The organism is Stenotrophomonas sp. 01N47 (genome assembly GCF_056399165.1).
On record NZ_JBFTQU010000009.1, the window covers coordinates 116,514 to 142,491 of the forward strand.

The window sequence follows — 25,978 nt, forward strand, 5'->3', positions numbered from 1 at the left end:
CGGAACCCGCAAAACCGCAACCCGCCCGTTCCACCAACGATGCACTGCAGGTGCATTTCGGTGGCACCGACATGGTCGGCGAGCTCGCCAACGCGCCCACCAGTGGACGGATAAAGACCTTCGCGATGATCCTGCTGGGCGGGCCGACCATCGTGCTCGGCCTGCTTCTGCTGGGCATGGTCTGGACCGAGCCTGGCAAGTCGGTGTTCGCGCTGGTCTACGGCACGGTCATCGCAGCGGTGTTGATCGGCATCTGGCCTTATCTGCTGTTCCGCAAGCGCGAGAAACCGTCGGACTGACGACCAGGGTAGTGCCGGCCGCTGGCCGGCAACCCATGCATCCCGCAGCGCGCGATACAGCTCTACGCGTGCAATCGCGGCCGTCGCCTGGCTGTTGGCCAGCGCGGCCTGGTTGTCCAGCGCGATGCGCTGCGTGCTCAACACATCCAGCATGTCGACCACGCCGGCCTGGTACTGCCGGCGCGCTGCGCCCAGCGCCGTCTCGCTCTCATCTACCGCCACATGCAGCTGAGCGGTACGTTGCTGCTCGGCGGCATAGCCGTCGATGGCGTCGTCCACTTCATGCCAAGCCTGCAGCACGGTACGGCGGAACTGCAGCGCCGACTGTTGCTGCTGCAGCCTGCTCAACGCCAGGTTGGCCTTCAGGCGTCCGCCCTGGAAGATCGGCAGGCTGATAGACGGCCCGATGCTGAAGCGGTGGGCGTTCCAGCCATCCAGGTCATCCAACTGCTTGGCTTGGAAACCGGCATCGCCATTCAAGGTGATGCGCGGCAGGAAGCTGGCCTTGGCCACGCCGATACCAGCCGTGGCTGCATGCAACGCAGCCTCGGCACGGCGGACATCGGGGCGACGCTCGGCCAGTTCACTGGGCACGCCCACGGCGACGGTCGGCAACGCAGGCCAGTCGCGGCGCGCGCTCTGCAACTGCGCGTCCAACGCCTGTGGCGGCTGCGCCAGCAGGAACGCCAACGCATTGCGCAATTGTGATTCGCGATGCCGCAACGGCGCGATGCGCGCCTGCAACGATGCCACCTGTGCCGCCGCACTGGACACCTGCAACGTGCTGGCCACGCCCTGGCGTTGGCGCGCTTCGGTCAGCCGCTTGATGTCGTGGGCGATGCTGAGGTTGTCCTCGGTAATGGCCAGCAGCTGGCGTGTTGCGCGCAACTGCAGGTAATCGCGCGCGGTCTCCGCCAGCAGCGCGATACGCACCGCGTGTGCATCTTCCTCGGCCATCTGCACGCGTGCGTCGGCGGCTTCCACCTGGCGGCGTACGCGGCCCCACAGATCCAGTTCCCAGCTCATGCCGATGCCGGTCTGGAACAGCCCATAGTCATCACGACCACCATTACCGGACGGATCGTTCAGGCCTACCTCGCTGTTGCGCGCGCGCACGCCGCTGGCGGTGGCACTGACGCTGGGCAGGCGATCGGCAGCGGTGACGCCACGCGCGGCGCGGCTCTGCTGCACGCGGTTGGCGGCCAGCTGCAGGTCGAGATTGGCCTGCAGCACCTGCGTCGCCAATTGCCCCAGCAGCGGGTCATCGAAACCGGACCACCAGCGGGCGTCGTCATCCAGCGCAGCTGACGCCACCGCTTCGCCCTGCCACTGCGTGGGCAGTTCGGCCTGCGGGCGCACGAAGTCCGGGCCCAGCGTGCAGGCGGTCAGCGCCGTGCACAGTGCCGCTGCAGCCAGTACACGTGGGAGTACGCGGATCATGCGCCCTCCCCGCCCTTGCGGTGCTGCTCGCGCTGCGCGCTCTGTACCCGCTGCGAACTCTGCAGATCCACGCTGGCTTCCACCGACATGCCGGCACGCAGCTGGCCCAGCAACGCCTGCCCGGGCTCCAGCACGATCTTCACCGGAATGCGCTGCACTACCTTGGTGAAGTTACCGGTAGCGTTCTCCGGTGCAATCGCGGCGAACGTCACGCCGGTGGCTGGTGCGATGCTGTCGATATGGCCACGCAGCGGCGTGCCGGGGAACACGTCCACCGTCAGCTCAACCTGTTGCCCGGGCTGCATGCGGGTCATCTGCGTTTCCTGGAAGTTGGCGACCACGAAGGCGCGCTGCAGTGGCACGACCGCGGCCACCGGCGTGCCCGGGGTCAGGTAGGCACCGACGCGCACTGCGCGGCGCCCAACCATGCCGTCGATCGGTGCGCGCAGCTCGGTGTGCGACAGATCCAGCTCGGCGCGTGCCTGCGCGGCTTCAGCACGCTGCACCGCTGCCTGCGCGGCCTGCACGCCGGCAGTGAGGATGTCGGTGCGTTGGCGCGCGGTCGACAATGCGGCCTGCCCCTGTTGCAGGTGCGCACTGGCCACGGCCTGCTTCGACTGCGCCTGCTGTGCGTTCTGCACGGTACCGGCACCGTCGCGGGCCAGCTCCCGGTAACGCTGCTGGTCGGCGCTGGCCAGGGTCAGCTCGGAACGGCTGACATCCACACTCGCCCTGGCCTGTTCGATCAGCGAGCCCTGCTGTGCCAGCGCTGCTTGAGCGTTGCTGAGCTGCGCACGCGCATTGGCCAGGTCGGCGCGGGCAGCCAGCAACGCGACCTGGTAGTCACGGTCATCGATGCGGGCCAGCACGTCACCTGCCTTCACCGCTTGGTTGTCCTGCACTTCCACCGCGCTGACGAAGCCAGCGATCTTCGGTGCGACCACGGTGTAGTCGGCGACCACATAGGCGTTGTTGGTGGTCTGGTGGCGGCCATCGCGCAGCAGCAACCAAGCACCACCGGCCAGAAGCAGCACGCCCAGGCCGAGGCCGGCGTTGAGATACGTTCGATTGATTGTCATGAGGGGATTCCTGCGAAGGGGATCAGGCCACGGCACGTGGCGGATGGATGCGGGTGGGCATCCAGGCAATGAGCGGAATGAAGGCCAGCGCGACCAACGCGACCAGCAGGTAGAGATCGGCCGAGGTCAACGCCTGCACCTGCGCATGCAGGCGCGCGCCAAGCTGCGGCCCTTCGGCCAGCCACGGCTGTTCGCCAAGTCGCTCGACCAGCACGGTGGAGTGGAAATGGCGGCGTCCCTGGGCGACCGCTTCAAGCACGCCGCTGGCCAGTACCGCGGCAAAGCCCTTCACCGTGTTGAACCACGCCGAGGCGAAGGGGCCGTCCTGTGGCGCCAAGCCGCCGGTGGCCAGCATCAGCAGCGGCAGCACCGCCATCGGCTGCGCAAACACCTGCAGCAGCTGGACCCACAGGAAGTTGTCGCGTATCCAGCTGACGTCCAGATGTGCGCCCAGCCAGCAGGCCAGCGCCAGCATCGCCAGGCCGGTGGCCTGCACCCAACGGCAATCGATCGCGCGGATGTTCAGCAATGCGGCGACCAACGGCAGCGCGATGACCTGCGGCAATGCCACCCACAGCAGCATCGGCGCAGTCTGCTGCGGCCGATAGCCCTGCACGCTGGCGAGGAAACCGGACGGAATGGAGATCACCGCCAGCAGCACGAACAGCACGCCACCGAGGGTGATCAGCGAATAGCTGAGGTTGCGGTTGGCCAGCAGCTGCAGCTTGAAGAACGGCAGTGGATGGAACCACTCGTTGATGAAGAACAACACCAGCAGACCCGCACCACCACCCAGCATCAGCGTGATCAACGACGAGTCGAACCAGTTCAAGCGCGGGCCCTGCACCAAACCCAGTACCAGCAGCACCAGCGCCGGCAGGCCGAGCATCAGGCCGACGCCGTCGAACTGTGCGAAGCGCTCCAGCCGCAGGGGATCCTGTGGCAGGCCCCAGCCGACCATCGCCATCGCCACCAGGCAATAGGGCACGATCTGCCAGAACGCCCAGTGCCAGCCCACCTGCTCCACCCAGAATGCGGCCAGCGGAGTGCCCATGCTCGGCCCGAAGGTGGCGGTCAGTGCGTAGGCGGCCAGGCCGTACAGCTTGATGCCCGGCGGCAGGAAGCGCAGCGCCACGCTCATCAGCAGCGGCGGCAACGCGCCACCACACAGGCCCTGCAACGCGCGCAGCACCAGGAACGTCTGCAGGTTGGGGGCCAGCGGGCACAGCACGCCCAGCACCATGAACCCGCCGATCATCGCCAACGCAAAACGGCGCAGCGAGAAGGTGGCGGCGCACCATGGTGCGAACGCCATCGCGCTGACCGACATCGCGCTGTACAGCGCCACGATCCAGCTGCCGTCATCGACGCTGAAACCCATCGCACCGCGGATGTCGGCCAGCGCGACCTTGGTGACGTTCTCGTTGAAGCCCGACACCAGCACCGCCAGCAGTACACCGCACAGCCCTACCAGGATGCGCCGATCGAGCCCGGGTGCAGCGACGGGCCGGGGCGCTGTCGGCGCCGGCAGTACGGCGGCGGGCGTGCTCACTGCCAGCTGCCGATCCGTGCAGTGCACGGCATATGAGGAGTCATTGGATTGCGCTCAGTGAAACTATCGGGAGCGCAGTCTAGAAAGGCCGTTGCCTGCGAAAAATGGCGTGCCCGGCATCGCAGGCGTGCGTACAACGCACGCCCGCCGGCGATCAGTGGCGGGCCGCCTCGACCGAATCGCACATGCCCTTGATCGCCCGCCGCAGCCACTGGTGGGCCGGGTCGTTGTCCATGCGTGGGTGCCAGGCCTGCACCAGCGCTACGGTCCGCACCGGCACCGGCAGCGGGAACATCCGCAGCGGCAGGCCCATGCGGGTGATGCGGTCGAGCATCACGCTTGGCATCTGCGGCAGCACCAGGTCCGAATCGGCGGCAGCAAAGATCGCGCCGTGGAAGGTAGGGATGACCACCGCCACCCGCCGTTGCAGGCCAAGCGCTGCCAGCTCTTCGTCGATCGGGCCATGCGCAAGCCCGCGCCGGGACACGGCGATGTGGTCGCACGCGGCGAAGCGCTCGACACTGATGTCGCCGTCGAACAACGGATGATCCTCGCGTGCCGCGCCCAGCAGCGAGGTGGTGAACAGGTGCTGCACCTTGGTTTCCGGGCTGTGCTTGCCGGCCGTGCTGATGTACAGGTCGATCCGCCCCTGCACCATCGCATCGTCATCGGTATCGCCTTCGGGCACGAAGCGCAGCATGCAGCGCGGTGCCTGCTGGCGGAAGACATCACGCAGGCGGCCGCCATAGCTGCCGATGAACACATCGTTGGCGCGCACGCTGAACGTTCGTTCCAGCGTGGCCATGTCGACCTCGCGGCCCGCATTGAACACGCGGTGTGCCTGCTCGATCACATCGCGCACCTGCTCACGCAGTTCCAGCGCGCGTGGCGTGGGGGCGAGCCCACGGCCGGCGCGCACCAGCACCGGATCACCCAGGGCTACCCGTACCCGGCCCAGGGCACGGCTCATCGCCGGCGCACTGAGGTTCATCCGCCGCGCGGCGGCGGCCACGCTGCATTCGTCGATCAGCACATCCAGTGCCAGCAACAGGTTGAGGTCAGGCAGGGGCATGGCAGTCTCCCGTAAATGCGATGACTCTACTGCAATCCAAACCGACCAGAGTTGCGTCCTGCGCACGCATTGACTGCGGCGCACGGCATGGGTGCGCGCGACGACATGAGCGACCATCACCGCCCTGCAAAGGAGCTTTTCATGTTCAACACCCTGCTGGTCGCGCTTGATGGCGGCCCCCAGCACGACCGCGTGCTGGACCTCGCCGCCGCCATGGCTGGCCCCCGCAGCCGCCTGCACCTGCTGTGCGTGCTCGACCCCGAATTCGCACTGGCAGCAGATGCCAGCGATGCCGACCGCCGCGAATATCCCGCCGCCGCCCGGCAGCAGGCGCATGCCGAAGCCGTGCTGGCCGACGCCCTGGCCGAGCTGCGCGAACGCGGCGTGGACGCCATCGCACAGCTGCCCTCCGGCGACCCAGGCGAAGTGATCAGCGCGCAGGCGCGTCGCCTGCAGTGCGACCTGATCGTCATCGGCCACCGCCATCTGTCACGTCTGCAGCGTCTGTTCGAGCCCTCGGTCGGGCAATGGACCATCGACCACGCGCCCTGCCCGGTGCTGGTGGAAACGCGCGATCCGTAGGTATTCCCGGCATGGCCTCGCGTTCCCCTGTATTTCCCACCCGCGTGAGTTATCGCGCTTTCGGCCGTCAGTTCAGTCGCGGCGAACAGGCCCTGCTGGCTGCGCTGCGGCAACTGGGCGACCCTGCGCTGCAGGCCGAGGGCCTGCTGCAACTGGCCGCCCTGGGCCTGGATGCCGAAGGACGCGACGCCTTCCGTGAACTGCTGCCATTGCTGGCCACGCCGCATGCGCCGATCGAGCTGCTGCCGGCCGGGTCGCCGTTCATTTCCGCCAGCGAACTGGACCTGCTGGTCTGTCTGCTGCGCATTGCGCAATGGCGGCACGCACGCCCACGCGAGGACGAGGTGCTGGCGCCGCTGCGTCGCCAACTGGCATGTTGTGCGACGGCGGTGCGCGCCACGCCGTTGACGTTGCGGCAACGGTCGCTGTCACCCGTAGGCCTGCGCCTGCTGGATCCGGCCGGATGGCTGCGCCAGCGCTGATCGGCCGCGCACCTTCCTGCCGCGGCCGTGGCCCAGGCGTGCTCAACAGTCCAGCGTGTCGTGCGCGCCCCCGTGGTCGTCCAGCACGTGCGCGTGCAGGATCACCCGGTTGCGGCCTGCACGCTTGGCCGCGTACAGGCCGGCATCGGCATCGGCCAGCAACTGTTCGGCGCTGGCCAGCGCCGGTGGGTGCAGGTAGCCCACACCCACGCTGATGCTGACCGGACCCTCCGGCAGCGGCAGCGCTTCCACCGCCTCGCGCAGGCGTTCGGCCAGCGCCAGCACACCCGACAGCGGGCTGCCGGGCACGATCACTGCGAACTCCTCACCGCCATAGCGCGCCACACTGTCGGCCGCGCGCCCGGCAGTGGACTGCAGCACCGCAGCCACCGCCTGCAGGCAGCGGTCGCCAGCGGGATGACCGTGCTCGTCGTTGAATGCCTTGAAATGGTCGATGTCCACCAGCAACAGGCCCAGTTCGGTGCCGCTGCGGCGCGCGCGGTTCCATTCGGCCAGCAGCAGCGTATCGAACTCACGGCGATTGGCTACGCCGGTCAGGCCATCCTGCCGCGCCAGCTGATCAAGACCCGCCTGCCGTTCCAGCAGGTCGATCTGCAGCAGGGTGCTGCGCAGGCCGAAGCCCAGCGTCGCCACCACGAAGCCGGTCACCGCCAACGGCCGCGCGTGGTCGACCACCAGGGTGCCGACTACCAGCAGCAGCAAGGGCAGGATGATCGGGCCGCCCGCCTGCACCAATCGCAGCAGGCGCGGATGCAACACGAAGCCCGGAGCAGGTGCCTGGCGCAGTGCCAGTACCGCCAGCAGCAGGAACGGCAGGTCGATCAACAGATCGTTGTAGGCGCCGAACGACTGTTCGGAGGTGTAGTGATTGATGTAGAACGCCAGCAGCAGATAGCTCAGTGCGTACAGCGCCAGCGCGCGGTAGAAGCTGCGCCGTTCTGGCGCATCGCCGGCGACCCAGCGCACCACCGCGAAGCCGGCGATGCACAGGTTCTGGATGTCGAACATGCGCTGCATGTGGGCCATCGCCTGGTCATCGATGTCGATGCGGTCGGCAAATGACTGGGTATGCACGAAGAACAGGACACCCAGCAGCGCAGCCATCACGCCGTCGATCAGGCTGATCATCCGGCGTTCGCGACGGGCGCGGGCCAGGATGAACACCAGCGGCACGCCGTACAGCACATACAACAGCAGGCTGGCGCGCGGGGTGATGTCGGACCGTCCGGCCCCCAGTGCGTCGGCCATGTTGAAGGCCATGCCACCGGCCCAGAGCAGCAGCGCCATTGCCGTGGCCCGCCAGCCCAGTGCAGCGCGGTCACGCTGGCCACGCCACAGGCAGGCCGCGGCGGCCAGCAGAGGCGCCGCGGTCAGGAACACGAACGATCCCCCACCCGCCGTACCCGGCCAGAACGCCACGACCACGCCATGGCAGATCACGAACATCAGCGCCAGCACAACCAGCATGCATCCCCCATGCGCAAGGCCGTATGGCGGCACGATAGCGCGCCGCCACGCCACAGCGGCGTGATCCGCGTTGGAAAAGACGGATACGCGACAGTGGCAGCCGTCTCGCGAAATGGTTGCCCGGCGACGCTCGCGGGCCAGCCGGGAAGCCGCCCGACAGCCGCGACCTGTAAAATGCGAAAATCCCTCCCCATCCTGGCGAGCGCCTCCGCGCCGGCCACCCCAGATATCCCGTGAAAACCCCCGAAGGACTGCGCGCCCTGATCGACGACGGCGTGATCGATGAAGTGCTACGGCCGCTCAAGAGCGGCAAGGAAGCGGCCGTGTACGTGGTACGCAGCGGCAACGAGGTGCGCTGCGCGAAGGTCTACAAGGACATGGCCCAGCGCAGCTTCCAGCAGCGCGTGCAGTACCAGGAAGGCCGCAAGGTGCGCGGCAGCCGTGAGGCGCGTGCGGTGGGCAAGGCCAGCAAGTACGGCCGCAAGCAGCAGGAAACGGCCTGGAAGAACACCGAGGTGGACTCGCTGTACCTGCTGCGTGATGCCGGCGTGCGCGTGCCCGAGCCATACGGCTACTTCCACGGTGTGCTGGTGATGGAGCTGGTCACCGATGCCGACGGTTTCTCCGCCGCCCGCCTGGGCGAAGTGGAACTGGAGCCCGAACAGGCCCGCCAGTTCCACCAGACCCTGGTCCGCCAGGTGGTGCGCATGCTGTGCTGCGGCCTGATCCATGGCGATCTCTCGCCGTACAACGTGCTGGTCGGTCCCGATGGCCCGGTGGTGATCGATTTCCCCCAGGTGGTCAGTGCAGGCGGCAACAACGCCGCGCGCAGCATGCTGCTGCGGGACGTCAACAACCTCACCGCCTACTTGGGCCGTTTCGCCCCTGAACTGCTGGACAGCTGGTATGGCGAGGAAATGTGGGCGCTGTTCGAGGCTGGCAGCCTGCTGCCGGACAGCGAGCTCACCGGCACCTTTGTGCACGATGAATCTACCGTCGACCTCGACAGCGTGCGCCACGCCATCAACGATGCGCGCGAAGAAGCCCTGATCCGCCAGCAGGGCCGTGAAGCGGCGGAAGAAGACGACGACGTATAAGCGCCACGCCATGCGTGGCGGCTCGACGCTACGGACAAGCCAGAGCAGCCGAGCGTGGGCTCGGCTACAGGGTCAGGCCTTCAGTGCGCGCGCGTGGTGGGCGATGTGCTCGCCGATGAAGCTGGCGATGAAGTAGTAGCTGTGGTCGTAGCCCGGCTGCAGGCGCAGGCTCAGCGGATGGCCGGCCGCTTGGCAGGCCTGCTGCAGGCGCTGAGGCTGCAGCTGGGTCTGCAGGAACTCATCCCCCTCACCCTGGTCGACCAGCAGCGGCAGTCGCTCGCTGGCGTTGGCGATCAGCGCGGTGGCGTCCCACTGCGCCCAGTCGGCCGGGTTGTCACCGAGGTAGGCCGTGAACGCCTTCTGTCCCCACGGCACCTGGCTGGGCGCAACGATCGGCGAGAACGCCGACACGCTGCGGTAGCGTCCCGGGTTGCGCAGCGCGATCACCAGTGCACCGTGCCCCCCCATCGAATGGCCGCTGATCGCGCGTGCGTCGTTCACCGGGAAATTTGCCTCGATCAGCGCCGGCAGTTCCTGCACCACGTAGTCATGCATGCGGTAGTGCTTCGCCCACGGCGCACGGGTAGCGTTGAGATAGAAGCCCGCGCCCTTGCCCAGGTCATAGCCCTCGGCATCGGCCACGTCATCGCCGCGCGGACTGGTATCCGGGGCGACGATGATCACGCCGTGCTCCGCCGCATAGCGCTGCGCACCGGCCTTGGTAATGAAATTCTGCTCGGTGCAGGTCAGTCCGCTCAGCCAATACAGTACCGGCAGCTTCTGGCTGGCGGCCTGCGGCGGCAGGTACACGGCGAACTGCATGTCGCAGCCCAGCGTGGTGGAGTGATGGCGATAGACGTCCTGCCAGCCGCCGGCACAGGCGCGGTGTTCGATGCGTTCCATGATGTTCTCCTGCGCGGTGCGTCAGCGCACGCGTGCTTCTGGTAGATGCCGACCTTGGTCGGCTTATCCACGCACGGCGTGGATGCCTTTGTTTATCAGTTCATCCAGCTGCGCCAGCAGGCGCAGCAACGGTTCGACGCCAGGCTGGCCATCAAGATTGCGATAGGCCGCCACGGCCACATCGCTGCGCGGCGGCCATTGGCCGTCAGCCCGGGCCTCATGCAGACGCGGCAGGAATACCAGCCCCAGCCACTGCTCGAATGGCATGCCATCGTCGCTGCCGAAGGCCGAGGTCACCGCACGCGGTGGCCCCACTTCGCCCACTACCCAGCCCAGCGCACGCAGCCCCTGCTCGATCGGGGCGACCAGGGCCGCGCGCGGGTCTTCCGCACGTGGCCGGCGCAGGGCATCCAGCCAGCCCATGACGCGCCTCAGTAATGGACGACCGAACGGATCGACTTGCCTTCATGCATCAGGTCGAAGGCTTCGTTGATCTTGTCCAGGTCCATGGTGTGGGTGACGAACGGGGCCAGCTCGATATCGCCCTTCATCGCGTCTTCGACCATGCCCGGCAGCTGGCTGCGGCCCTTCACGCCACCAAACGCGGTGCCCATCCACTTGCGGCCGGTGACCAGCTGGAACGGACGGGTGGAGATCTCCTGGCCCGAACCCGCTACGCCGATCACCACGCTCTGGCCCCAGCCGCGGTGCGCGCATTCCAGCGCCGCACGCATCACGTTGACGTTGCCGATGCACTCGAAGCTGTGGTCCACGCCCCAGGTGGTCATTTCAACGATGACCTGTTGGATCGGCTTGTCATGATCCTTCGGGTTGATGCAGTCGGTGGCACCGAATTCGCGGGCCAGCTCGAACTTGGACGGATTGGTGTCCACTGCGATGATGCGCCCGGCCTTGGCCTGGCGCGCGCCCTGGATCACCGCCAGGCCGATGCCGCCCAGCCCGAACACCGCCACGCTGTCGCCTTCCTGCACCTTGGCGGTGTTGTGCACCGCGCCGATGCCGGTGGTGACGCCGCAACCGAGCAGGCAGACGTGCTCCGGGTTCGCGTCCGGGTTGATCTTGGCCAGCGACACCTCGGCAACGACGGTGTATTCGCTGAAGGTCGAGCAGCCCATGTAGTGGTAGATCGGCTCGCCGTTGTAGCTGAAGCGGCTGGTGCCGTCGGGCATCACGCCCTTGCCCTGGGTGGCACGCACCGACACGCACAGGTTGGTCTTGCCGCTCTTGCAGAACAGGCACTCGCCGCACTCGGCGGTGTACAGCGGAATCACGTGGTCGCCCGGCTTGACGCTGGTCACGCCCTCGCCCACTTCCACCACGATGCCGGCGCCTTCATGGCCCAGCACCACCGGGAACAGGCCTTCCGGATCATCGCCGGACAGGGTGAACGCATCGGTGTGGCAGACACCGGTGTGGGTGATCTTGACCAGCACTTCGCCGGCCTTCGGCGGGGCGACGTCGATCTCGACGATCTGCAGCGGCTGGCCGGGACCAAAGGCGACGGCGGCACGGGATTTCATGATGGCACTCTCCAAAAATGGCTTGCGGAAAACAGGATGCGCGGCGCTGTGTCGCGCCGTCGTTCATTTCAGGTACGAGCGGATCAACGCGCTCATGTCGCGCACGCGTTCTGCGCGTTGTTCATCGGAGGCGGCGGGCTGGCCAAACTCCTCGCGCAGGTGCGCTTCCATCACTTCGGACATCAGGCCGTTGACCGCCCCGCGGATGGCGGCGATCTGCTGCAGCACCGGCCCGCAGTCGGCGCCGGCTTCCAGCGCACGGTCCAGCGCATCGCACTGGCCGCGGATGCGGCGCACGCGGGCGAGAACCTTCTTTTTTTCTTCGGGGGAGTGCGGCATGGCAGGCCGGCCTCGGAACTATACTGGGGGATAGTATACAGAAGCCGATCCGGAGCTCAATCGAAGGCCCCGTCTGCGGCCAACCGGGTCAGCTCCTCCACCACATAGCGCACCTTCGGCCGCAGATGCCGGGTCTGCGGCCACAGCGCGTGGATGTCCACATGGTGTTGCGTGCAGTGATCCATCACCGACTGCAACGCACCCGACTCCAGATGATGACGCACCAGTGACATCGGCATCTGGCAGATTCCCAACCCGGCGATGGCGCCCTCGATCACGGCATCGCCATCATTGAGCTGATGGGTGGCACTGGGAATGAAGCTGCCGTTGGTGCCCTCGCTGCCGATCCGCCACGCCACCGACTGGCCATGACGGAAGCCGACCACGCTGCGATGGTCGCGCAGCTCGTCCAGCGTCTGCGGCACACCAAAGGCCTGCAGGTAGGCCGGTGACGCGCAGGTCACCAGCCGCTGGCTGGCCAACTTGCGTGCAACCAGGTGCTCGGCATGGTGCAGGCCGCCGAAACGGATCAGCAGGTCGATGCCTTCCTCCAGCGGATCGACGAAGTGATCGGTGAAGGTCATCGTCAACTGCAGGTCGGGGTGTTCATTGCACATGCGCAGCAGCACCGGCAGCACCACCAGCCGACCGAACGAGGACGGCATGTCGATGCGCAGGCGGCCGCTCGGCAGATGCGCAGCCGAACCCAGGCACGCTTCAGCTGCCGCGATTTCATCCAGCGCCGCCGCGCACGAGGCGTAGTACGCCTCGCCATCGGTGGTCAGCGCGATGCGCCGGGTGGTGCGATGAAACAGGCGCACCCCCAGCCGCGCTTCCAGCCGGGCGATGGCCTTGCCGACCGCCGAGCGCGAGATGCCCAATGCATCGGCAGCCTCGGTGAAGGTGGCCGAGCGCGCCGTGGTGACGAAGGTCGCCAGGCCATTCAGGGATTCGACGGGAAGCATCGGCGGACTCGCTTATTGGGGACAGATAGTCCCGCTTGACGGGAAATTTACCGTCTTTATGCGCCTGCATGTCAACTCCATCATGGTGCTGTCGCGCCGTTGGCGCCCTCCCCGTATCGAGATGACTGACATGACCGCCACCCTGTTCCGCCCCTTCGACCTGGCTGGACTACCCCTGCACAACCGCATCGCGATGGCGCCGATGACCCGCGCCCGCAACCCCGGCGCCGTCGCCAACGCACTGACCGCGCAGTACTACCGGCAGCGCGCCAGCGCCGGCCTGATCATCAGCGAAGGCACGCCGGTGTCGGCGCAGGGCCAGGGCTATATCGACGTGCCCGGCATCTGGTCCGCCGAACAGGTCGCCGGCTGGAAGCTCGTCACCGACGCCGTACACGCTGCACAGGGCGCGATCTTCGCCCAGCTGTGGCACGTCGGCCGTATGTCACACAGCTCGCTGCAGCCCGACGGCGGCCAGCCGGTGAGCGCCGGCACACGGCCGGTGGCGAGCGATCCGAAGAACACCTCGTTCGTGTATCTGGACGACGGCAGCCGTGGTCATGCCGATCCGACGCCGCCGCGCGCACTGCGCACCGACGAAGTGCCGGGTATCGTCAGCGACTTCGTTCGCGGCGCGGAAAATGCCATCGCCGCCGGCTTCGATGGCATCGAACTGCATGCCGCCAACGGCTACCTGTTCGAGCAGTTCCTCAACCCGATCACCAATGATCGGCAGGATCTGTACGGCGGTTCACTGCGCAACCGCGCACGGCTGATCCTGGACACCGTGGATGCGATGGTTTCGCGCATCGGCGCGCATCGTGTCGGCGTGCGCCTGGCGCCGAACAGCCAGACCTTCGACATGCCGGCCTATGCCGAGAACGAAGCCAGCTATCTTTATCTGGCCGAAGAGCTTGGCAAGCGCGGGTTGGCGTATGTGCATCTGAACGACAACTACCTGCGCGGCGAGCCCGTCATCGGCGAGGCGTTCCTGAAGACCTTCAAGCAGAGCTACGGCGGCACCGTGATCCTCGCCGGTGGCCTCACCCGTGAGCGTGCTCTGCGCCTGGTCGAGGACGGCATCATCGACCTGGCCGCGTTTGGCCAGCCGTTCATCGCCAACCCGGATCTGGTCGAGCGTCTGCAGCGCGATGTGCCGCTGGCCGTGCCCGATCGCAGCACCTATTACGGCGGCGGCACCGAGGGCTACCTCGACTACCCGCTGGCACAGCCACGCGTGGATGCGGTGCACGCCGTGCCATCTTGAGCGTCATGGAGCCTTCTCCACCTTGGTCGCGTCCGAGTCGTGGGTCAGTACGCGGGTGGTGATCTCCCCCTTGGCTGAATCTCTGCGACTCAGTTCAAGCCGTCCCTGGTTGCCCTGCGCAACCAGGCTGGCAGCAAAGCTGCCTTCATTGGACAGCGTGGTGATCACGGCCGTGCCATCGGCCGCGACCCTCATACCCGCCCGGTCGCGCACTTTGTAACCCACGCCAACGGGCGCATCCAGCGCCATCACCGCGCTGCCATTGGCCATGGTGCCGATGCCACCGCGCTCATCGCCTTTCGCATCGTAGATCGTCATTCCCGTTGCGCGCGAGTTGCGCGCGACATCATCCACATCCTCGGCAATCTGCACGCGCGTGCGCCCTTCACTGTCGAGCACGGTCAGCTTGTAGGTACGGATCTCCGGCACCACGCCGGCATCGGGCGTGGCTACACTGGTCCCGACCAGAGCCAACGATGCGCCCAGTACGAACATCGAGACTGCCAGCAGATTCCTGCGCCGTAGCCTGTGCTCCAGTCGTTCCAAGCGTACGGTCATATCCTGCTCATGCATGTTGCACTCCCTGGTTGGCTCTGTGATGGGTCCGTCACCTGCTCTCGGCTTCCACGTGGATCACACGGTTGGAGGCTCCGCCTTCAGCAGAAGCCACCCGGTTCAGCTCCAGCTGTCCTTCCGCCCCCTGCGCGACCAGCCTGGCAGCAAAGCCACCGGCGTTGGACAGGACACCGATGAACGCCGAACCGTCCGCTCCCACCTTCATCCCGGCCCGATCCGACACGCGATAGCCAACGCCGCGCGGCGCATCGAGAGCAACCGTGGCACTGCCATCGTCGGCAGTCACCATGCCTCCGCGTTCCTGTTCATTGCCATCGAAGATGATCAGCCCCGCCACCCGCGCATTGCGCTTGATGTCCAGGTCCGGCGCGTCCTCACCGATCTCCACGCGCTTGCGGCCCTGGTGGTCAAGCACGATCAGGCGATGGGTGCGGATCTCCGCAGCAATGCCGGCCTCCGGCCGGGCAGAACCACGACCGGCCAGCATGATCGACATCATCAGCACGGGTGCTGCCACCAGCAGCCAGCGCCATCGGCCTGCCCGTTGCTCCAGCTTGCGTACTCGCGCTTCCACTTCCAGGTTCCGCATGGAATCCTCCCTGGCAACGGGGCCACCGGTCGGAACGACGAGGCACCCGGTCTGGAACTACAGTTCGATCCTAGACGTCACATCCGCGTCCAACAACATGACGAAAGTCCCCATGAACTCCGTCACCATGTCCTTCATCGTCAACCTCGACGTCCCCGATCTTGCAGCGGCCGAAGCGTTCTACACCGAAGCCTTCAGCCTGCGGCTCGGCCGCCGACTCGGCCCGGGCGCGCTGGAACTGCTCGGTGGTCCCACGCCGCTATACCTGCTGCAAAGCGATGCCGGCAGCGCAGCGACCGAGCACGGCGATGTACGCGACTACGAGCGTCATTGGACGCCCGTGCATCTGGACTGGGTAGTCACCGACATCGACGCTGCGCTTGCCCGCGCGATCGCGGCCGGCGCCATCCTTGAACAGGCCGTGCGCGAACACAGCTGGGGAAGGATCGCCGTGCTGGCCGATCCCTTCGGCCATGGCTTCTGCCTGATCCAGTTCAGCGATGCAGGCTATGACGCCCTACTGGCGTAGCACGCGAGTTCACCACGGTAACGGCACCGCCTCACCATTGGCGCGCTCGCCGTAGTACAGCGACGGCAGCAGCCGCGACAGGAAACTGAACTCGGTATAACAGTGCTTGAGCAGGCCCAGGCCAATCGCATCGTTGGCATCGCGCTGCGGATCTTCACTGTCCAGGCCCAGCACGAAGCGGCTGCGCAGCACGCAGCCGAACGGCGTATCGCGGGCGACGTGCAGCATCTGCCCGTCGCAGGGATCACCGTGCGCATCCAGCCGAACGTGCTCACCAAAACCGATGCGCGCGGCAATCACCGCCGAGACATCGCCCGCCTCCTGCGCCGCCTGCAGACGCTCAGACGTCAGCAACGTGCGCGGATCGTGGAACTTCAGGCGCGCTGCCACCGGCGGGATGTCGGCCAGCGACTCGACGGCCTGGATGCTCGCGCCATGGTAGCTGCGCCCGCGCTGCCAGGCCGCGTCCCAGCCACGATGCTCGACATGGTCCATCGGGTGCCACCAGCGGATGTGCTGGGTGGTCTCGAAGAAGGTGAACCACCAGTCCAGCATGCGGCCCTTGCAGCCATGCAGATCGGTGCGCACCGCCACCAACAGAGTGCCGTCTTCGCGGCGCTGGATGCCGGTTTCCAGGTGCATCGGTGAGGGGTGGAGCAGATCGTGGTGGTCCAGCCAGGCGTGAGCGTTGGCGACGGTGTCCATGGTGAATCCTTGGGGAGGTGAAGTCCGGACAATACGGAAACGCACTTCGTTTCGCAATTATCGAAATGCGCTAGAATGTGCGCGATGACCGCTACTGCGCCTCCCGATCCGATCGCACCACCCCGTCGCCGCGGGCGTCCAGCACGGCCAGAGGCCGACGTCCGCCATGCCGTGCTGCAGGCGACGCTGGATCTGCTGCTGGCGCAGGGCTACGAAGCGACCACCATCGAAGCCGTCGCCGTGCATGCCGGCGTGGCCAAGAAGACGGTGTACCGGCATGCCGGCAACCGTGATGAGCTGGTAGGCCTGGCGGTGCGCGAGTGGACCGATGGCTTCGCACCGCAGCTGCAACGTGATGCCCGCCACGCCGATGACGTGCTGCCGCTGCTGCACGACATACTGCAGGCGGTGTGCGCGCAGGCATTGTCAGCGCAGGCGGTGCGGGTGTTCCGCCTGTTGACGACCGACTTCCCGGGCAAGGAAGCGCTGCTGCGGGCCTATCTGGACAATGGCATCGGTCGCGGCCGTGCGCTGCTGGCGGACTGGCTGCGGCGGCAGCAGCAGCGTGGCCTGCTGCGCGCCGGTGATCCAGAACGGATGGCGCGTCTGGTGCTGTCCATGGCCGTGGCCGAACCCCTGCGCGAACGCGCCATTGGTGTGGTTGCCGAAGACGCATCGGTGGATGCACACCTGCGTGATTGCCTGCACCTGATGGAGCCGATGCTGCGGGCTGCGTAGCCTGGCGCCATCCACGCATGGCGTGGATCTACTGTGCAACGGCATCCACGCATGGCGTGGATCTACTGGGTGCAACGGCATCCATGCAGCGCGTGGATCAAAACGGGCGTGCGGCGATGGTCAGTAGATCCACGCCACGCGTGGATGCGATCCACCGCGATTCATTCGCGCAACATATCCACGAACGCACGCAGCGCACCGGGCATCTGCCGCTGTTTCGGGTAGTACAGCGCAAACCCGGCGAAGGGCTCGCTCCAATCTTCCAGCACCGCCACCAGTCGGCCGTCGTCCAGATACGGTCGCGCGGTGTCTTCCAGCACATAGGCCAGGCCGATGCCATCGAGCACCGCGCCAACCACGGTGCCCTGCTCGCACAACGTCAGCCGACCCGGTACGTCGATCTCCAGTGTCTGGCCCTCGCGCTCGAACTGCCACTTGTACAGATGGCCGCTGGCGAAGCGGAAGCGCACGCACTCATGCGCGGCCAGGTCGCGCGGATGCTGCGGTGCCGGCCGGCGCCGAAGGTACTCGGGCGAGCCGACGATCAAGCCGCGCAGCGGCGGCCCCATCGGCACCGCCACCATGTCTTCGGGCACGAACTCGTGCAGGCGCACGCCCGCGTCGTAACCCTCGGCAACGATATCGACCAGGCCATCGTTCTCGGTCAGCTCCACCCGTACGTCCGGATGCGCGTGCAGGAACCGCGCCAGCCGCGGCCCCAACTGGGTCGCCACCGCCGCCCGCGTCGCATTGATCCGCAGCAGGCCGGCCGGCACCGCGCGGAAGTGGTTCATTTCCTCCAGCGCGTCATGCACCTGCCCCAGCGCCGGCTGCAGGCGCTCCAGCAGGCGCTGCCCGGCCTCGGTCAGGGCCACGCTGCGGGTGGTACGGTGGAACAGGCCCACCCCCAGCCGTTCCTCCAGCGCGCGGATCGCATAGCTCACCGCCGAGGTCGACAGGGCCAGTTCGGCACCGGCGCGGCGGAAACTGCGGTGGCGGGCGACCGCAGCGAAGGCGGCCAGGTGGGTCAGGTTGTCAGTGGCCATGATTGTGCAGTCTGCCTTGATGAATCATGCCGATATATACGCTTCTTACCCTGAGGTACGGAGCGTATTGTAAAACGCCTTTCGACAAACCCTGCCAAGGATTCCCCATGTCCCTCGCCCGTGGTTACGCCGCCCACACCCATACCGACCCGCTGGTGCCCTTCGAATTCGAGCGCCGCGCGGTTGGCCCGAACGATGTGCGCATCGAGATCCTGTACAGCGGCATCTGCCATTCCGACCTGCACCAGGCCCGCGACGACTGGGGTGGCTCGATCTATCCGATGGTGCCGGGCCACGAGATCATCGGCCGGGTCACCGAAGTCGGCAGCGAGGTCACCCGCTTCAAGGTCGGCGACCACGCCGGTGTCGGCTGCATGGTCGATTCCTGCCGCCATTGCGATGCCTGCCAGCACGACCTGGAGCAGTACTGCGCCGAAGGTGCGACCTGGACCTACAACGGCCGCGAGCGTGAAAGCGGCGCACCGACCTACGGCGGCTATTCCGACCACGTGGTGGTCGAGCAGCGTTTCGTGGTCAAGGTCTCCGAAACGCTGGACCTGAAGGCAGCCGCGCCGCTGCTGTGCGCCGGCATCACCACCTGGTCGCCGCTGCGTCACTGGAAGGTCGGCCCGGGCCAGAAGGTCGGCGTGATCGGTCTGGGTGGCCTCGGCCACATGGGCGTGAAGTTCGCCAAGGCGCTCGGCGCGCACGTGGTGATGATCACCACCACCCCGGAAAAGGGCGCCGATGCCAAGCGCCTGGGCGCTGACGAAGTGCTGGTCTCGCGCGATGCCGAGCAGATGAAGGCGCATGCCGGCAGCTTCGACTTCCTGCTCAACACCATCCCGGTCGGCCATGACACCAACCCGTACATGGGCCTGCTCAAGCGCGAAGCGACCATGTGCCTGGTCGGTGTGCTGACCGAACTGGACCCGCCGTTGACCGGTGGCAGCGTGATCTTCGGTCGCAGAAACCTGACCGGCTCGGCGATCGGCGGCATGGCCGAAACCCAGGAGATGATGGACTTCTGCGCCGAGCACGGCATCGTCAGCGACGTAGAGATGATCGACATCAAGAACGTCAACGAAGCCTGGGAGCGCATGGCGAAGAACGATGTGCGCTACCGCTTCGTGATCGACATGGCGACGATCAAGAACGCGGCCTGATCCAAGGCGGTTGTGAAAACGAAAAACCCCGGCAATGCCGGGGTTTTTTGGTAGTGCCGGCCGCTGGCCGGCAACCCCGTACATCTGCCGGCCAGCGGCCGGCACTACCGCAAAGTGGTCAGTAAGCGAACTCGCGGAACACCGGATCCACGTCGCCGTGCCAACGGCCATGGAACAGCGCCAGCTTGCGCTCGGCCGGGGTCAGGCCGGACTCGACGATTTCCTGCAACACGTCCAGGAACTTGCTTTCATCCTGGCCATCGGCATTGCGCGCCGCACGGCGCTTCAGGCCTTCCACGGAAATCTTCACCGCTTCGCGCGCCAGGTCGCGCACGGTGCCATTGCGGAACGGCAGGTTCATCGCATGCTTGGGCACCCCATCACGCAGCGCATGGCGTTCAACGAGGCTGAAGTCGCGCACCAGATCCCACGCCGCACCCAGTGCGGTGTCGTCGTACAGCAGGCCCACCCAGAATGCCGGCAGCGCACACAGGCGGCTCCACGGGCCACCATCGGCACCGCGCATTTCCAGGTACTTCTTCAGCCGCACTTCCGGGAACGCGGTGGTGGTGTGGTCCGACCAGTCGCGCAGCGTCGGCAGCTGGCCCGGCAGCACCGGCAGCTTGCCCTGCATGAAGTCGCGGAAGCTCTGCCCGCTGGCATCGTGGTAGATGCCATCGCGGTAGGAGAAATACATCGGCACATCGAGCAGGTAGTCGACATAGCGCTCGTAACCGAAGCCGTCCTCGAACACGAAGTCGAGCATGCCGGTACGGTCGGCATCGGTATCGGTCCAGATGTGCGAGCGGTAGCTGAGGTAGCCGTTCGGCTTGCCTTCGGTGAACGGCGAGTCGGCGAACAGTGCGGTGGCGATCGGCTGCAGCGCCAACGACACACGGAACTTCTTCACCATGTCCGCTTCGCTGGCGTAATCCAGGTTCACCTGCACGGTGCAGGTGCGGGTCATCATGTCCAGGCCGAGCGAACCGACCTTGGGCATGTACGAGCGCATGATCTTGTAGCGGCCCTTGGGCATCCACGGCATTTCATCGCGCGTCCACTTCGGCTGGAAGCCCATGCCGAGGAAACCCAGCTGCAGTTCGCCGGCCACCTGCGCCACTTCATTGAGGTGGGTGCCGGTTTCCACGCAGGTCTGGTGAATGGTTTCCAGCGCCGCACCGGACAGCTCCAGCTGGCCCGCCGGCTCCAGGGTCACCGAGGCGCCATCACGCAGCAGGGCGATGGTGTTGCCGTTCTCCTGCACCGGCGTCCAGCCGAAGCGGACCAGGCCGTTGAGCAGGGCCTCGATGCCGCGCTCGCCATCGAAGGTCGGCGGACGCAGGTCATCCAGGCGGAACCCGAACTTCTCGTGCTCGGTACCGATGCGCCACTGCGAACGGGGCTTCTCGCCGGAGGCGATCTCCGCCACCAGTTGCGAGCGGTCGGTAATGGGCGTATCGGCGACGTGGCTGGGGCTCGACAAGGGGGTGGCTCGCTGGACGGTGGCAGGGGATGTGGGGCTGGGAGCCTTGCATCGCAAGGGCGCACTATAGCGTGGCGGCTCGTTACGTCATGCGACGGTGACGGGTTTCAGCATCCTACCGACACCCTCTTGACCCTCGTACACTCAGGGCCATGAGCCGCCATTCACGACATCCCGAGCTGCACCGTGCTGATCGCGTCGGCTGGCTGCGGGCCGCCGTACTGGGCGCCAACGATGGCATTGTCTCGGTCGCCGGCCTGGTGGTCGGCGTGGCCGCCAGCGGCGCCTCGGCCAGCACGATCCTGGCCACCGGCGTGGCCGGCACCGTGGCCGGCGCGATGTCGATGGCCGCCGGCGAGTATGTGTCGGTACAGACCCAGGCCGATACCGAAAATGCCGATCTGGCAATGGAGAAGCGCGAGCTGCACGAAGACCCGCACAGCGAACTGGACGAGTTGACCGCGATCTACCGCCATCGCGGGCTGGAGCCGGCGTTGGCGCGCCAGGTTGCCGAACAGCTGACCGCCCACGACGCGCTGGGTGCCCACGCGCGCGACGAACTGGGCATCACCGAGGAACTGCGCGCGCGGCCGTTGCAGGCCGCATTGGCGTCGGCTGCCGCCTTCACCTGTGGCGCCGCGCTGCCGGTGCTGACCGCACTGCTGACGCCGGTACAGAACGTCGCCACGGCCACCACGGTCAGCACGCTGGCCGGCCTGTGCCTGACCGGCGCGATGGCGGCACGCGCCGGCGGCGCATCACCCACGCGCGGCGCCCTGCGCGTGATGTTCTGGGGTGCACTGGCGATGGCCGCCGCGGCCGCGGTCGGTCGCCTGCTGGGCGCGCACGTCATATGACCGGCATACCCCCCACCGCCATGGCACTACTGGCGGAGATGGCCAGCCTGGCCGGCTGCCAACGCGCTGAAGGCTATGCCTGCATCACCGCCCGCCGCGAGCACGGTGCCAGTTCGGTGGAGATTCCCCAGCCACAGTTCGCCATCCTGCTGGAAGGCCGCAAGCAGGTACGTACCGCCCACCAGTCGCTGACCTTCGTGCCCGGCGACATCCTGCTGATCACCCAGCGTTGCCGCATCGACGTGGTCAACACACCGGACCCGCAGACCGGCCGCTACCTCAGCGCGATCGTGCCGCTGTGCACGGAAGTCCTGGCGGCGGCGCGCACGCTGTGGAGCGAGGCCTTGCCAACGGCCGGCGCGGCACTGGCCCGGCAGGCGCTGGGCGACCACGCCACGGTACTGCGCAGCTGGCGGCAGTCGTTGCAGGACGGCCACTACAGCGAAGCGCGGTTGGCGCTGGCCACGCTGGTGCTGGCGTGGTGTCGGCAGGGCCACGGCAACCTGCTGTTGCCGCACGCACCGACGCTGGGCGAGCAGATCCGCGACCGTATCGCCGCCGAGCCGGCCCGCGACTGGCAGTCGCGCGACGTTGAGGCGCACTTCGCGCTGAGCGGTGCGACCCTGCGGCGGCGGTTGGCCGCCGAAGCCACCAGCCTGCGCCAGCTGCTGACCGAAGCGCGCCTGGCCCATGGCATGCAGCTGCTGTACACCACCGATCTGCCGTTGAAGACCGTGGCAGCACGCGCGGGATATCGTTCCGCAGCGAGTTTCAGCAAGCGCTTCGCCGAGCAGTACGGGCTCGCTCCTACCGACATCTAGGGTTGTTCGGCAGGGCTGCGCCCTGCACCCGCAGAGGCTCTTCAAGCAACGGCAACCACAACCGCAACAGCGGGCATTCCGTGGGATGGTGGGGCGGTGTGGGTGTGCAGGACACGCCGTAAACCCATCCATGGGGGCTCGATGGCGCCATCCATGGCGCCAACGGTCCTGCACACCCACACCGCCCCACCCCCGACAGTTTCCCGGTGGCCAGTAGATCCACGCCATGCGTGGATGATTTCCTCCCCGTCCATTCGATTCATTTCGATGATTCCGAATTGAATTCGAAGAGCATCCACGCATAGCGTGGATCTACGTGTCGACCAAGGTCGACACCCACCAAGAGCAGGTCATGCCATCCCAACAGATCGCAGAAACCTGTCGAAGGCGGGGTGGGTCCGGTTGCGGGGGCGTGAGCGCCATGGATGGCGCGACCGAGCTTACAGGGACGTACTTGCAGCGTCCCCCGCAACCGGACCCACCCCGCCTCCCCACAGAAAGCCCGCTTCTGCTGTTGCTTCGGCCGTTGCTGTTGCTTCGGCCGTTGCCTCTGCGGGTGCAGGGCGCAGCCCTGCCGATAACCCCCTTGAGCATTCCGCGCAGTGGTTTGAGCGCCGCACGCACGCGTAACGCGGCACGCTGTGCGCACCGGGCCTGCCCATCACTCATCGAGAAGAACCGCCATGACCCTGCGCCCCCTGCCGCTGCGCGCCGCCCTGCTGCTGGCCCTGTCCTCCCTGCCGCTGGCTGCGCTGGCCGAGGCCACCTCGCCCGCTACCACCCAGCAGGTGCCGGGCGTGCAACACCAGCGCATCGGTGCGCTGCAGGTCACTGCCCTGTTCGACGGCGTGGTCGCGCTCGGCCGGCAGGAAGTGGTCGGCGTGCCACCAACGCTGGTCAGCCGCCTGCTCGAAGGCCGCTACGTGCCTGAAGACAAGAAAGGCCTGCAGACCGCGATCAACGCCTTCCTGGTGCGCCAGGGCAAGCACCTGACCCTGGTCGATGCCGGCACCGCGCAGTGCTTTGGCCCTGACCAGGGCCAGGTGCTGGGCAACCTGCGTGCGGCAGGCGTGGACCCGGCCGAGATCGATGAGGTGCTGCTGACCCATGCCCATCCCGATCATCTGTGCGGGATCCTCGATGCACAGGGCAAGCCGGCCTATCCGAATGCGACGGTGTGGCTGTCCAAGGCCGATGCCCGCTACTGGCTCGACCCGGCCAGCGAAGCCACGGCAGCGCAGGGCGTGCGCTTTGCCTTCGCGCTGGCACGCAACGCGATCGCGCCGTACCAGGCCGCCGGTCGCCTGCACACCTTCCAGCCTGGGGACGCCCTGCCGGGGCACGCGGTGGCGATGGATACCCACGGCCACACGCCGGGGCACGTGTCCTACCGTTTCGACAGCCAGGGCCAGTCACTGCTGGTGTGGGGCGATGTGCTGCATTTCCATGCAGTGCAGTTCGCACACCCGGAAGCGGCATTCGAGGCGGATTCGGATCGCAAGGCGGCTACGGCCAGCCGTCGCAGCCTGTTGCAGGAAGCCACCGCCAAGGGCTGGTGGGTTGCCGGCGCGCACCTGCCCTTCCCCGGGCTGGGGCACGTGCGCAGCGAAGGCCAGGCCTATGCGTGGGTACCGGCGGAGTTCTCGCCGTTGCCGAAGGAGTGAGTGAGCGAGGTTGCCGGCCAGCGGCCGGCACTACCTGACAACGCCCGGCTGCGAGCCGGGCGGCGGGGCCTATTCCAGCCCCAGCCAGCCGCCGATGATGCCGCGGGCTTCATCCACGCCGGTACGGGCCGAGCCGGAGAACACCTGCACACTCACCGTATCGCCGAACGACGAATGCAGTTCCTTGCGTACCTTCTGCAGGGTCTGCATCTGCTGGCTGCGGCTGAGCTTGTCGGCCTTGGTCAGCAGCGCATGCGCCGGCAGGCCACGCTGCACGGCATAGGCCAGCATCTGCCGGTCGTAGTCCTTCAGCGGATGGCGGATATCCATCACCACCACCAGGCCCTTCAAGGCCTCGCGGGTGCGGAAGTAGCGGTCGATGAAGGCCTGCCAGTGCGCCTGCAGGTCCAACGGCACCTTGGCGTAGCCGTAACCGGGCAGATCGACCAGATGGGCGTCCGGGGTAACCTGGAAGAACACCAGCTGCTGGGTCCGGCCAGGCGTCTTGGAGACCCGGGCCAGGCTGTTCTGGCGGGTCAGCGCATTGAGCGCGCTGGACTTGCCGGCGTTGGAGCGACCTGCAAAGGCCACTTCAGAACCTTCATCGGGCGGCAGCTGCCCCATGTTGTGGGCAGAGAGGTGGTATTGGGCGCGTTCGATGAGCAATGACATGCGCATAGGATCGCATGTTGCGGCGCCGCGCGCCCGGCCCGGGGCCTTCCAGCCGGAAAATGCTGCACTGCTGCGTTGACCGTGCAAGGAAACGGCGTTGATAATCCGGGCGATGCCGGCCGCCGCCGCCCGGCCGGTCCATACGGAGCTTCAGCATGCGCCACGCTCGCGTTCTTGCCGTATCCGCCCTTGCTACTGCCGTTGTTGCCGCTGCTGCCTTTGCGCAGACCACGCTGACCCCGCTGCCCGACAACGGCCCGATCAAGACCGCCTCGCTCGAGGTGGATTTCAGCAAGACCACCTGGGGCGACGCCAAGGCCGGCCAGACCAAGGCCACCGCGTGTGCCGCCTGCCATGGTGCCGATGGCAATTCCACGGTGGAGATGTATCCCAGCATCGCCGGCCAGAGCGAGCGCTACGTCGCCCAGCAGATGGCCCTGATCGCCAATGGCCAGCGCAGTTCCGGCGCCGCCGTGGCGATGGTGCCCTTCGTGCAGAACCTCACCCCGCAGGACATGCGCGATATCGGCGCGTTCTTCGCTACCCAGAAGGCCAACGCCGGCATCGCCGACGACACGCCGGTGGCCGAGGGCCCGTACAAGGGCATGAAGTTCTACCAGATCGGCCAGCAGCTTTACCGCGGCGGCGACGCCCAGCGCGGGCTGCCGGCCTGCATGGCCTGTCACGGCCCCAGCGGCGCCGGCAACCCCGGCCCGGCCTACCCGCACATCGGTGGCCAGCACGCCAGCTATGTCGCCCGGCGCCTGCAGGAGTACCAGGCCGGGCAGACCAACGAGACCGACAAGGCGCACTTCCAGATCATGGCCACGGTGGCGCAGAAGCTGACCGAGCAGGAGGTGCAGGCCCTTTCCAGCTACCTGCAGGGCCTGCACAACAAGGCCGACGATCTCGCCGCCGAGGGCGCTTCGACGCGACCGGCTGCCGCCCCCTGACCGCCACTGGTCGGCGCCGGTCGCCACGACGGCCCGTCGCTGCGGTATGTTTCCTTCACGCCGGCGGCTGCGC

At 67.0% G+C, this 25,978-nt stretch carries 26 protein-coding genes and 1 pseudogene; 11 read left to right on the top strand and 16 right to left on the bottom strand.

Going from position 1 to position 25,978, the window contains the following annotated elements; all coding sequences use genetic code 11:
* Positions 1-332 precede the first annotated feature (332 nt).
* The 4 genes and pseudogenes from AC1DKR_RS16565 to AC1DKR_RS16580 form a co-directional block, all read right to left on the bottom strand.
* A pseudogene (locus AC1DKR_RS16565) lies at positions 333-1,739 on the bottom strand (efflux transporter outer membrane subunit); the annotation flags it as partial.
* The gene (locus AC1DKR_RS16570; protein ID WP_478033730.1) at positions 1,736-2,818 is read right to left on the bottom strand and encodes an HlyD family secretion protein; all 1,083 of its coding nucleotides are present in this window, start codon (positions 2,816-2,818) and stop codon (positions 1,736-1,738) included. The pseudogene AC1DKR_RS16565 and the gene AC1DKR_RS16570, both read right to left, overlap by 4 nt.
* Positions 2,819-2,840: 22 nt before the next feature.
* Positions 2,841-4,370, bottom strand: coding sequence for an MFS transporter (locus tag AC1DKR_RS16575; protein WP_442244383.1), 1,530 nt, complete (start codon positions 4,368-4,370; stop codon positions 2,841-2,843).
* Positions 4,371-4,524: 154 nt separating this feature from the next.
* Complete coding sequence (locus AC1DKR_RS16580; protein WP_478033733.1) at positions 4,525-5,442, bottom strand: LysR family transcriptional regulator; 918 nt, start codon at positions 5,440-5,442, stop codon at positions 4,525-4,527.
* 141 nt (positions 5,443-5,583) lie between these two features.
* On the opposite strand from AC1DKR_RS16580, the gene AC1DKR_RS16585 reads away from it, so the two are divergent.
* Both AC1DKR_RS16585 and AC1DKR_RS16590 read left to right on the top strand, forming a co-directional pair.
* The gene (locus AC1DKR_RS16585; RefSeq protein WP_108265927.1) at positions 5,584-6,024 is read left to right on the top strand and encodes a universal stress protein; all 441 of its coding nucleotides are present in this window, start codon (positions 5,584-5,586) and stop codon (positions 6,022-6,024) included.
* Between the two features lie 11 nt (positions 6,025-6,035).
* Positions 6,036-6,506 (top strand): hypothetical protein, encoded by a 471-nt coding sequence (locus AC1DKR_RS16590; protein ID WP_353099178.1) that lies wholly within the window; start codon positions 6,036-6,038, stop codon positions 6,504-6,506.
* A 42-nt stretch (positions 6,507-6,548) separates the two neighbouring features.
* Here the strand turns inward: AC1DKR_RS16590 and AC1DKR_RS16595 are convergent, their stop codons facing one another.
* A complete protein-coding gene (locus AC1DKR_RS16595) occupies positions 6,549-7,994 on the bottom strand; it encodes a GGDEF domain-containing protein (protein WP_353099179.1) in 1,446 nt (481 codons plus the stop codon).
* 233 nt (positions 7,995-8,227) lie between these two features.
* On the opposite strand from AC1DKR_RS16595, the gene AC1DKR_RS16600 reads away from it, so the two are divergent.
* Complete coding sequence (locus AC1DKR_RS16600) at positions 8,228-9,091, top strand: PA4780 family RIO1-like protein kinase (RefSeq protein WP_099820969.1); 864 nt, start codon at positions 8,228-8,230, stop codon at positions 9,089-9,091.
* Between the two features lie 72 nt (positions 9,092-9,163).
* Here the strand turns inward: AC1DKR_RS16600 and fghA are convergent, their stop codons facing one another.
* The 5 genes from fghA to AC1DKR_RS16625 all read right to left on the bottom strand — a co-directional run bounded on the left by fghA (position 9,164) and on the right by AC1DKR_RS16625 (position 12,839).
* Complete coding sequence (fghA, locus tag AC1DKR_RS16605) at positions 9,164-9,994, bottom strand: S-formylglutathione hydrolase (RefSeq protein ID WP_230112679.1); 831 nt, start codon at positions 9,992-9,994, stop codon at positions 9,164-9,166.
* Between the two features lie 63 nt (positions 9,995-10,057).
* Complete coding sequence (locus AC1DKR_RS16610; RefSeq protein ID WP_478033739.1) at positions 10,058-10,417, bottom strand: YqcC family protein; 360 nt, start codon at positions 10,415-10,417, stop codon at positions 10,058-10,060.
* Positions 10,418-10,425: 8 nt separating this feature from the next.
* Entirely contained in the window at positions 10,426-11,535 is a 1,110-nt protein-coding gene (locus tag AC1DKR_RS16615; protein ID WP_394198327.1) for an S-(hydroxymethyl)glutathione dehydrogenase/class III alcohol dehydrogenase, read from the bottom strand.
* A 63-nt stretch (positions 11,536-11,598) separates the two neighbouring features.
* Positions 11,599-11,874, bottom strand: a complete 276-nt coding sequence (gene frmR, locus AC1DKR_RS16620; protein ID WP_005411009.1) for a formaldehyde-responsive transcriptional repressor FrmR — start codon at positions 11,872-11,874, stop codon at positions 11,599-11,601.
* Between the two features lie 56 nt (positions 11,875-11,930).
* The gene (locus AC1DKR_RS16625) at positions 11,931-12,839 is read right to left on the bottom strand and encodes a LysR family transcriptional regulator (RefSeq protein ID WP_230112676.1); all 909 of its coding nucleotides are present in this window, start codon (positions 12,837-12,839) and stop codon (positions 11,931-11,933) included.
* 130 nt (positions 12,840-12,969) lie between these two features.
* Here AC1DKR_RS16625 and AC1DKR_RS16630 point away from each other — a divergent pair, with 130 nt between their 5' ends.
* Positions 12,970-14,106 carry an alkene reductase gene (locus tag AC1DKR_RS16630; RefSeq protein WP_430766879.1) on the top strand — a complete coding sequence of 379 codons (1,137 nt, stop codon included), beginning with the start codon at positions 12,970-12,972 and terminating at the stop codon, positions 14,104-14,106.
* Between the two features lie 3 nt (positions 14,107-14,109).
* On the opposite strand, the gene AC1DKR_RS16635 is transcribed toward AC1DKR_RS16630, so the two are convergent.
* Both AC1DKR_RS16635 and AC1DKR_RS16640 read right to left on the bottom strand, forming a co-directional pair.
* Complete coding sequence (locus AC1DKR_RS16635; protein ID WP_394198331.1) at positions 14,110-14,664, bottom strand: hypothetical protein; 555 nt, start codon at positions 14,662-14,664, stop codon at positions 14,110-14,112.
* Positions 14,665-14,713: 49 nt separating this feature from the next.
* Positions 14,714-15,271, bottom strand: coding sequence for a hypothetical protein (locus tag AC1DKR_RS16640; protein ID WP_108265918.1), 558 nt, complete (start codon positions 15,269-15,271; stop codon positions 14,714-14,716).
* Positions 15,272-15,383: 112 nt separating this feature from the next.
* On the opposite strand from AC1DKR_RS16640, the gene AC1DKR_RS16645 reads away from it, so the two are divergent.
* Entirely contained in the window at positions 15,384-15,800 is a 417-nt protein-coding gene (locus AC1DKR_RS16645; RefSeq protein WP_363731653.1) for a VOC family protein, read from the top strand.
* A gap of 9 nt (positions 15,801-15,809) precedes the next feature.
* On the opposite strand, the gene AC1DKR_RS16650 is transcribed toward AC1DKR_RS16645, so the two are convergent.
* Positions 15,810-16,505, bottom strand: a complete 696-nt coding sequence (locus tag AC1DKR_RS16650; RefSeq protein WP_312786409.1) for a DAPG hydrolase family protein — start codon at positions 16,503-16,505, stop codon at positions 15,810-15,812.
* A 75-nt stretch (positions 16,506-16,580) separates the two neighbouring features.
* On the opposite strand from AC1DKR_RS16650, the gene AC1DKR_RS16655 reads away from it, so the two are divergent.
* Positions 16,581-17,243, top strand: a complete 663-nt coding sequence (locus tag AC1DKR_RS16655) for a TetR/AcrR family transcriptional regulator (protein ID WP_478033751.1) — start codon at positions 16,581-16,583, stop codon at positions 17,241-17,243.
* A 161-nt stretch (positions 17,244-17,404) separates the two neighbouring features.
* Here the strand turns inward: AC1DKR_RS16655 and AC1DKR_RS16660 are convergent, their stop codons facing one another.
* The gene (locus AC1DKR_RS16660) at positions 17,405-18,289 is read right to left on the bottom strand and encodes a LysR family transcriptional regulator (RefSeq protein WP_089236845.1); all 885 of its coding nucleotides are present in this window, start codon (positions 18,287-18,289) and stop codon (positions 17,405-17,407) included.
* Positions 18,290-18,396: 107 nt separating this feature from the next.
* Between AC1DKR_RS16660 and AC1DKR_RS16665 the strand changes: the two genes are divergently transcribed.
* Positions 18,397-19,455, top strand: coding sequence for an NAD(P)-dependent alcohol dehydrogenase (locus AC1DKR_RS16665; RefSeq protein ID WP_223496540.1), 1,059 nt, complete (start codon positions 18,397-18,399; stop codon positions 19,453-19,455).
* 118 nt (positions 19,456-19,573) lie between these two features.
* Here AC1DKR_RS16665 and AC1DKR_RS16670 read toward each other — a convergent pair whose 3' ends face one another.
* Entirely contained in the window at positions 19,574-20,938 is a 1,365-nt protein-coding gene (locus AC1DKR_RS16670; RefSeq protein ID WP_478033759.1) for a glutamate--cysteine ligase, read from the bottom strand.
* 152 nt (positions 20,939-21,090) lie between these two features.
* On the opposite strand from AC1DKR_RS16670, the gene AC1DKR_RS16675 reads away from it, so the two are divergent.
* The 3 genes from AC1DKR_RS16675 (at position 21,091) to AC1DKR_RS16685 (ending at position 24,280) form a co-directional block, all read left to right on the top strand.
* The gene (locus tag AC1DKR_RS16675; protein ID WP_033831997.1) at positions 21,091-21,795 is read left to right on the top strand and encodes a VIT1/CCC1 transporter family protein; all 705 of its coding nucleotides are present in this window, start codon (positions 21,091-21,093) and stop codon (positions 21,793-21,795) included.
* Positions 21,792-22,616 (top strand): helix-turn-helix transcriptional regulator, encoded by an 825-nt coding sequence (locus tag AC1DKR_RS16680; RefSeq protein ID WP_134833077.1) that lies wholly within the window; start codon positions 21,792-21,794, stop codon positions 22,614-22,616. Before AC1DKR_RS16675 ends, AC1DKR_RS16680 begins: the two co-directional genes overlap by 4 nt.
* A 683-nt stretch (positions 22,617-23,299) precedes the next feature.
* A complete protein-coding gene (locus AC1DKR_RS16685; RefSeq protein WP_478033763.1) occupies positions 23,300-24,280 on the top strand; it encodes an MBL fold metallo-hydrolase in 981 nt (326 codons plus the stop codon).
* A 69-nt stretch (positions 24,281-24,349) separates the two neighbouring features.
* On the opposite strand, the gene yihA is transcribed toward AC1DKR_RS16685, so the two are convergent.
* The gene (gene yihA, locus AC1DKR_RS16690; protein WP_025878662.1) at positions 24,350-24,952 is read right to left on the bottom strand and encodes a ribosome biogenesis GTP-binding protein YihA/YsxC; all 603 of its coding nucleotides are present in this window, start codon (positions 24,950-24,952) and stop codon (positions 24,350-24,352) included.
* Between the two features lie 155 nt (positions 24,953-25,107).
* Between yihA and AC1DKR_RS16695 the strand changes: the two genes are divergently transcribed.
* On the top strand, positions 25,108-25,905 hold the full coding sequence (locus AC1DKR_RS16695) for a c-type cytochrome (RefSeq protein ID WP_025878663.1): 798 nt from the start codon (positions 25,108-25,110) through the stop codon (positions 25,903-25,905).
* The last annotated feature ends 73 nt before the right edge of the window (positions 25,906-25,978 follow it).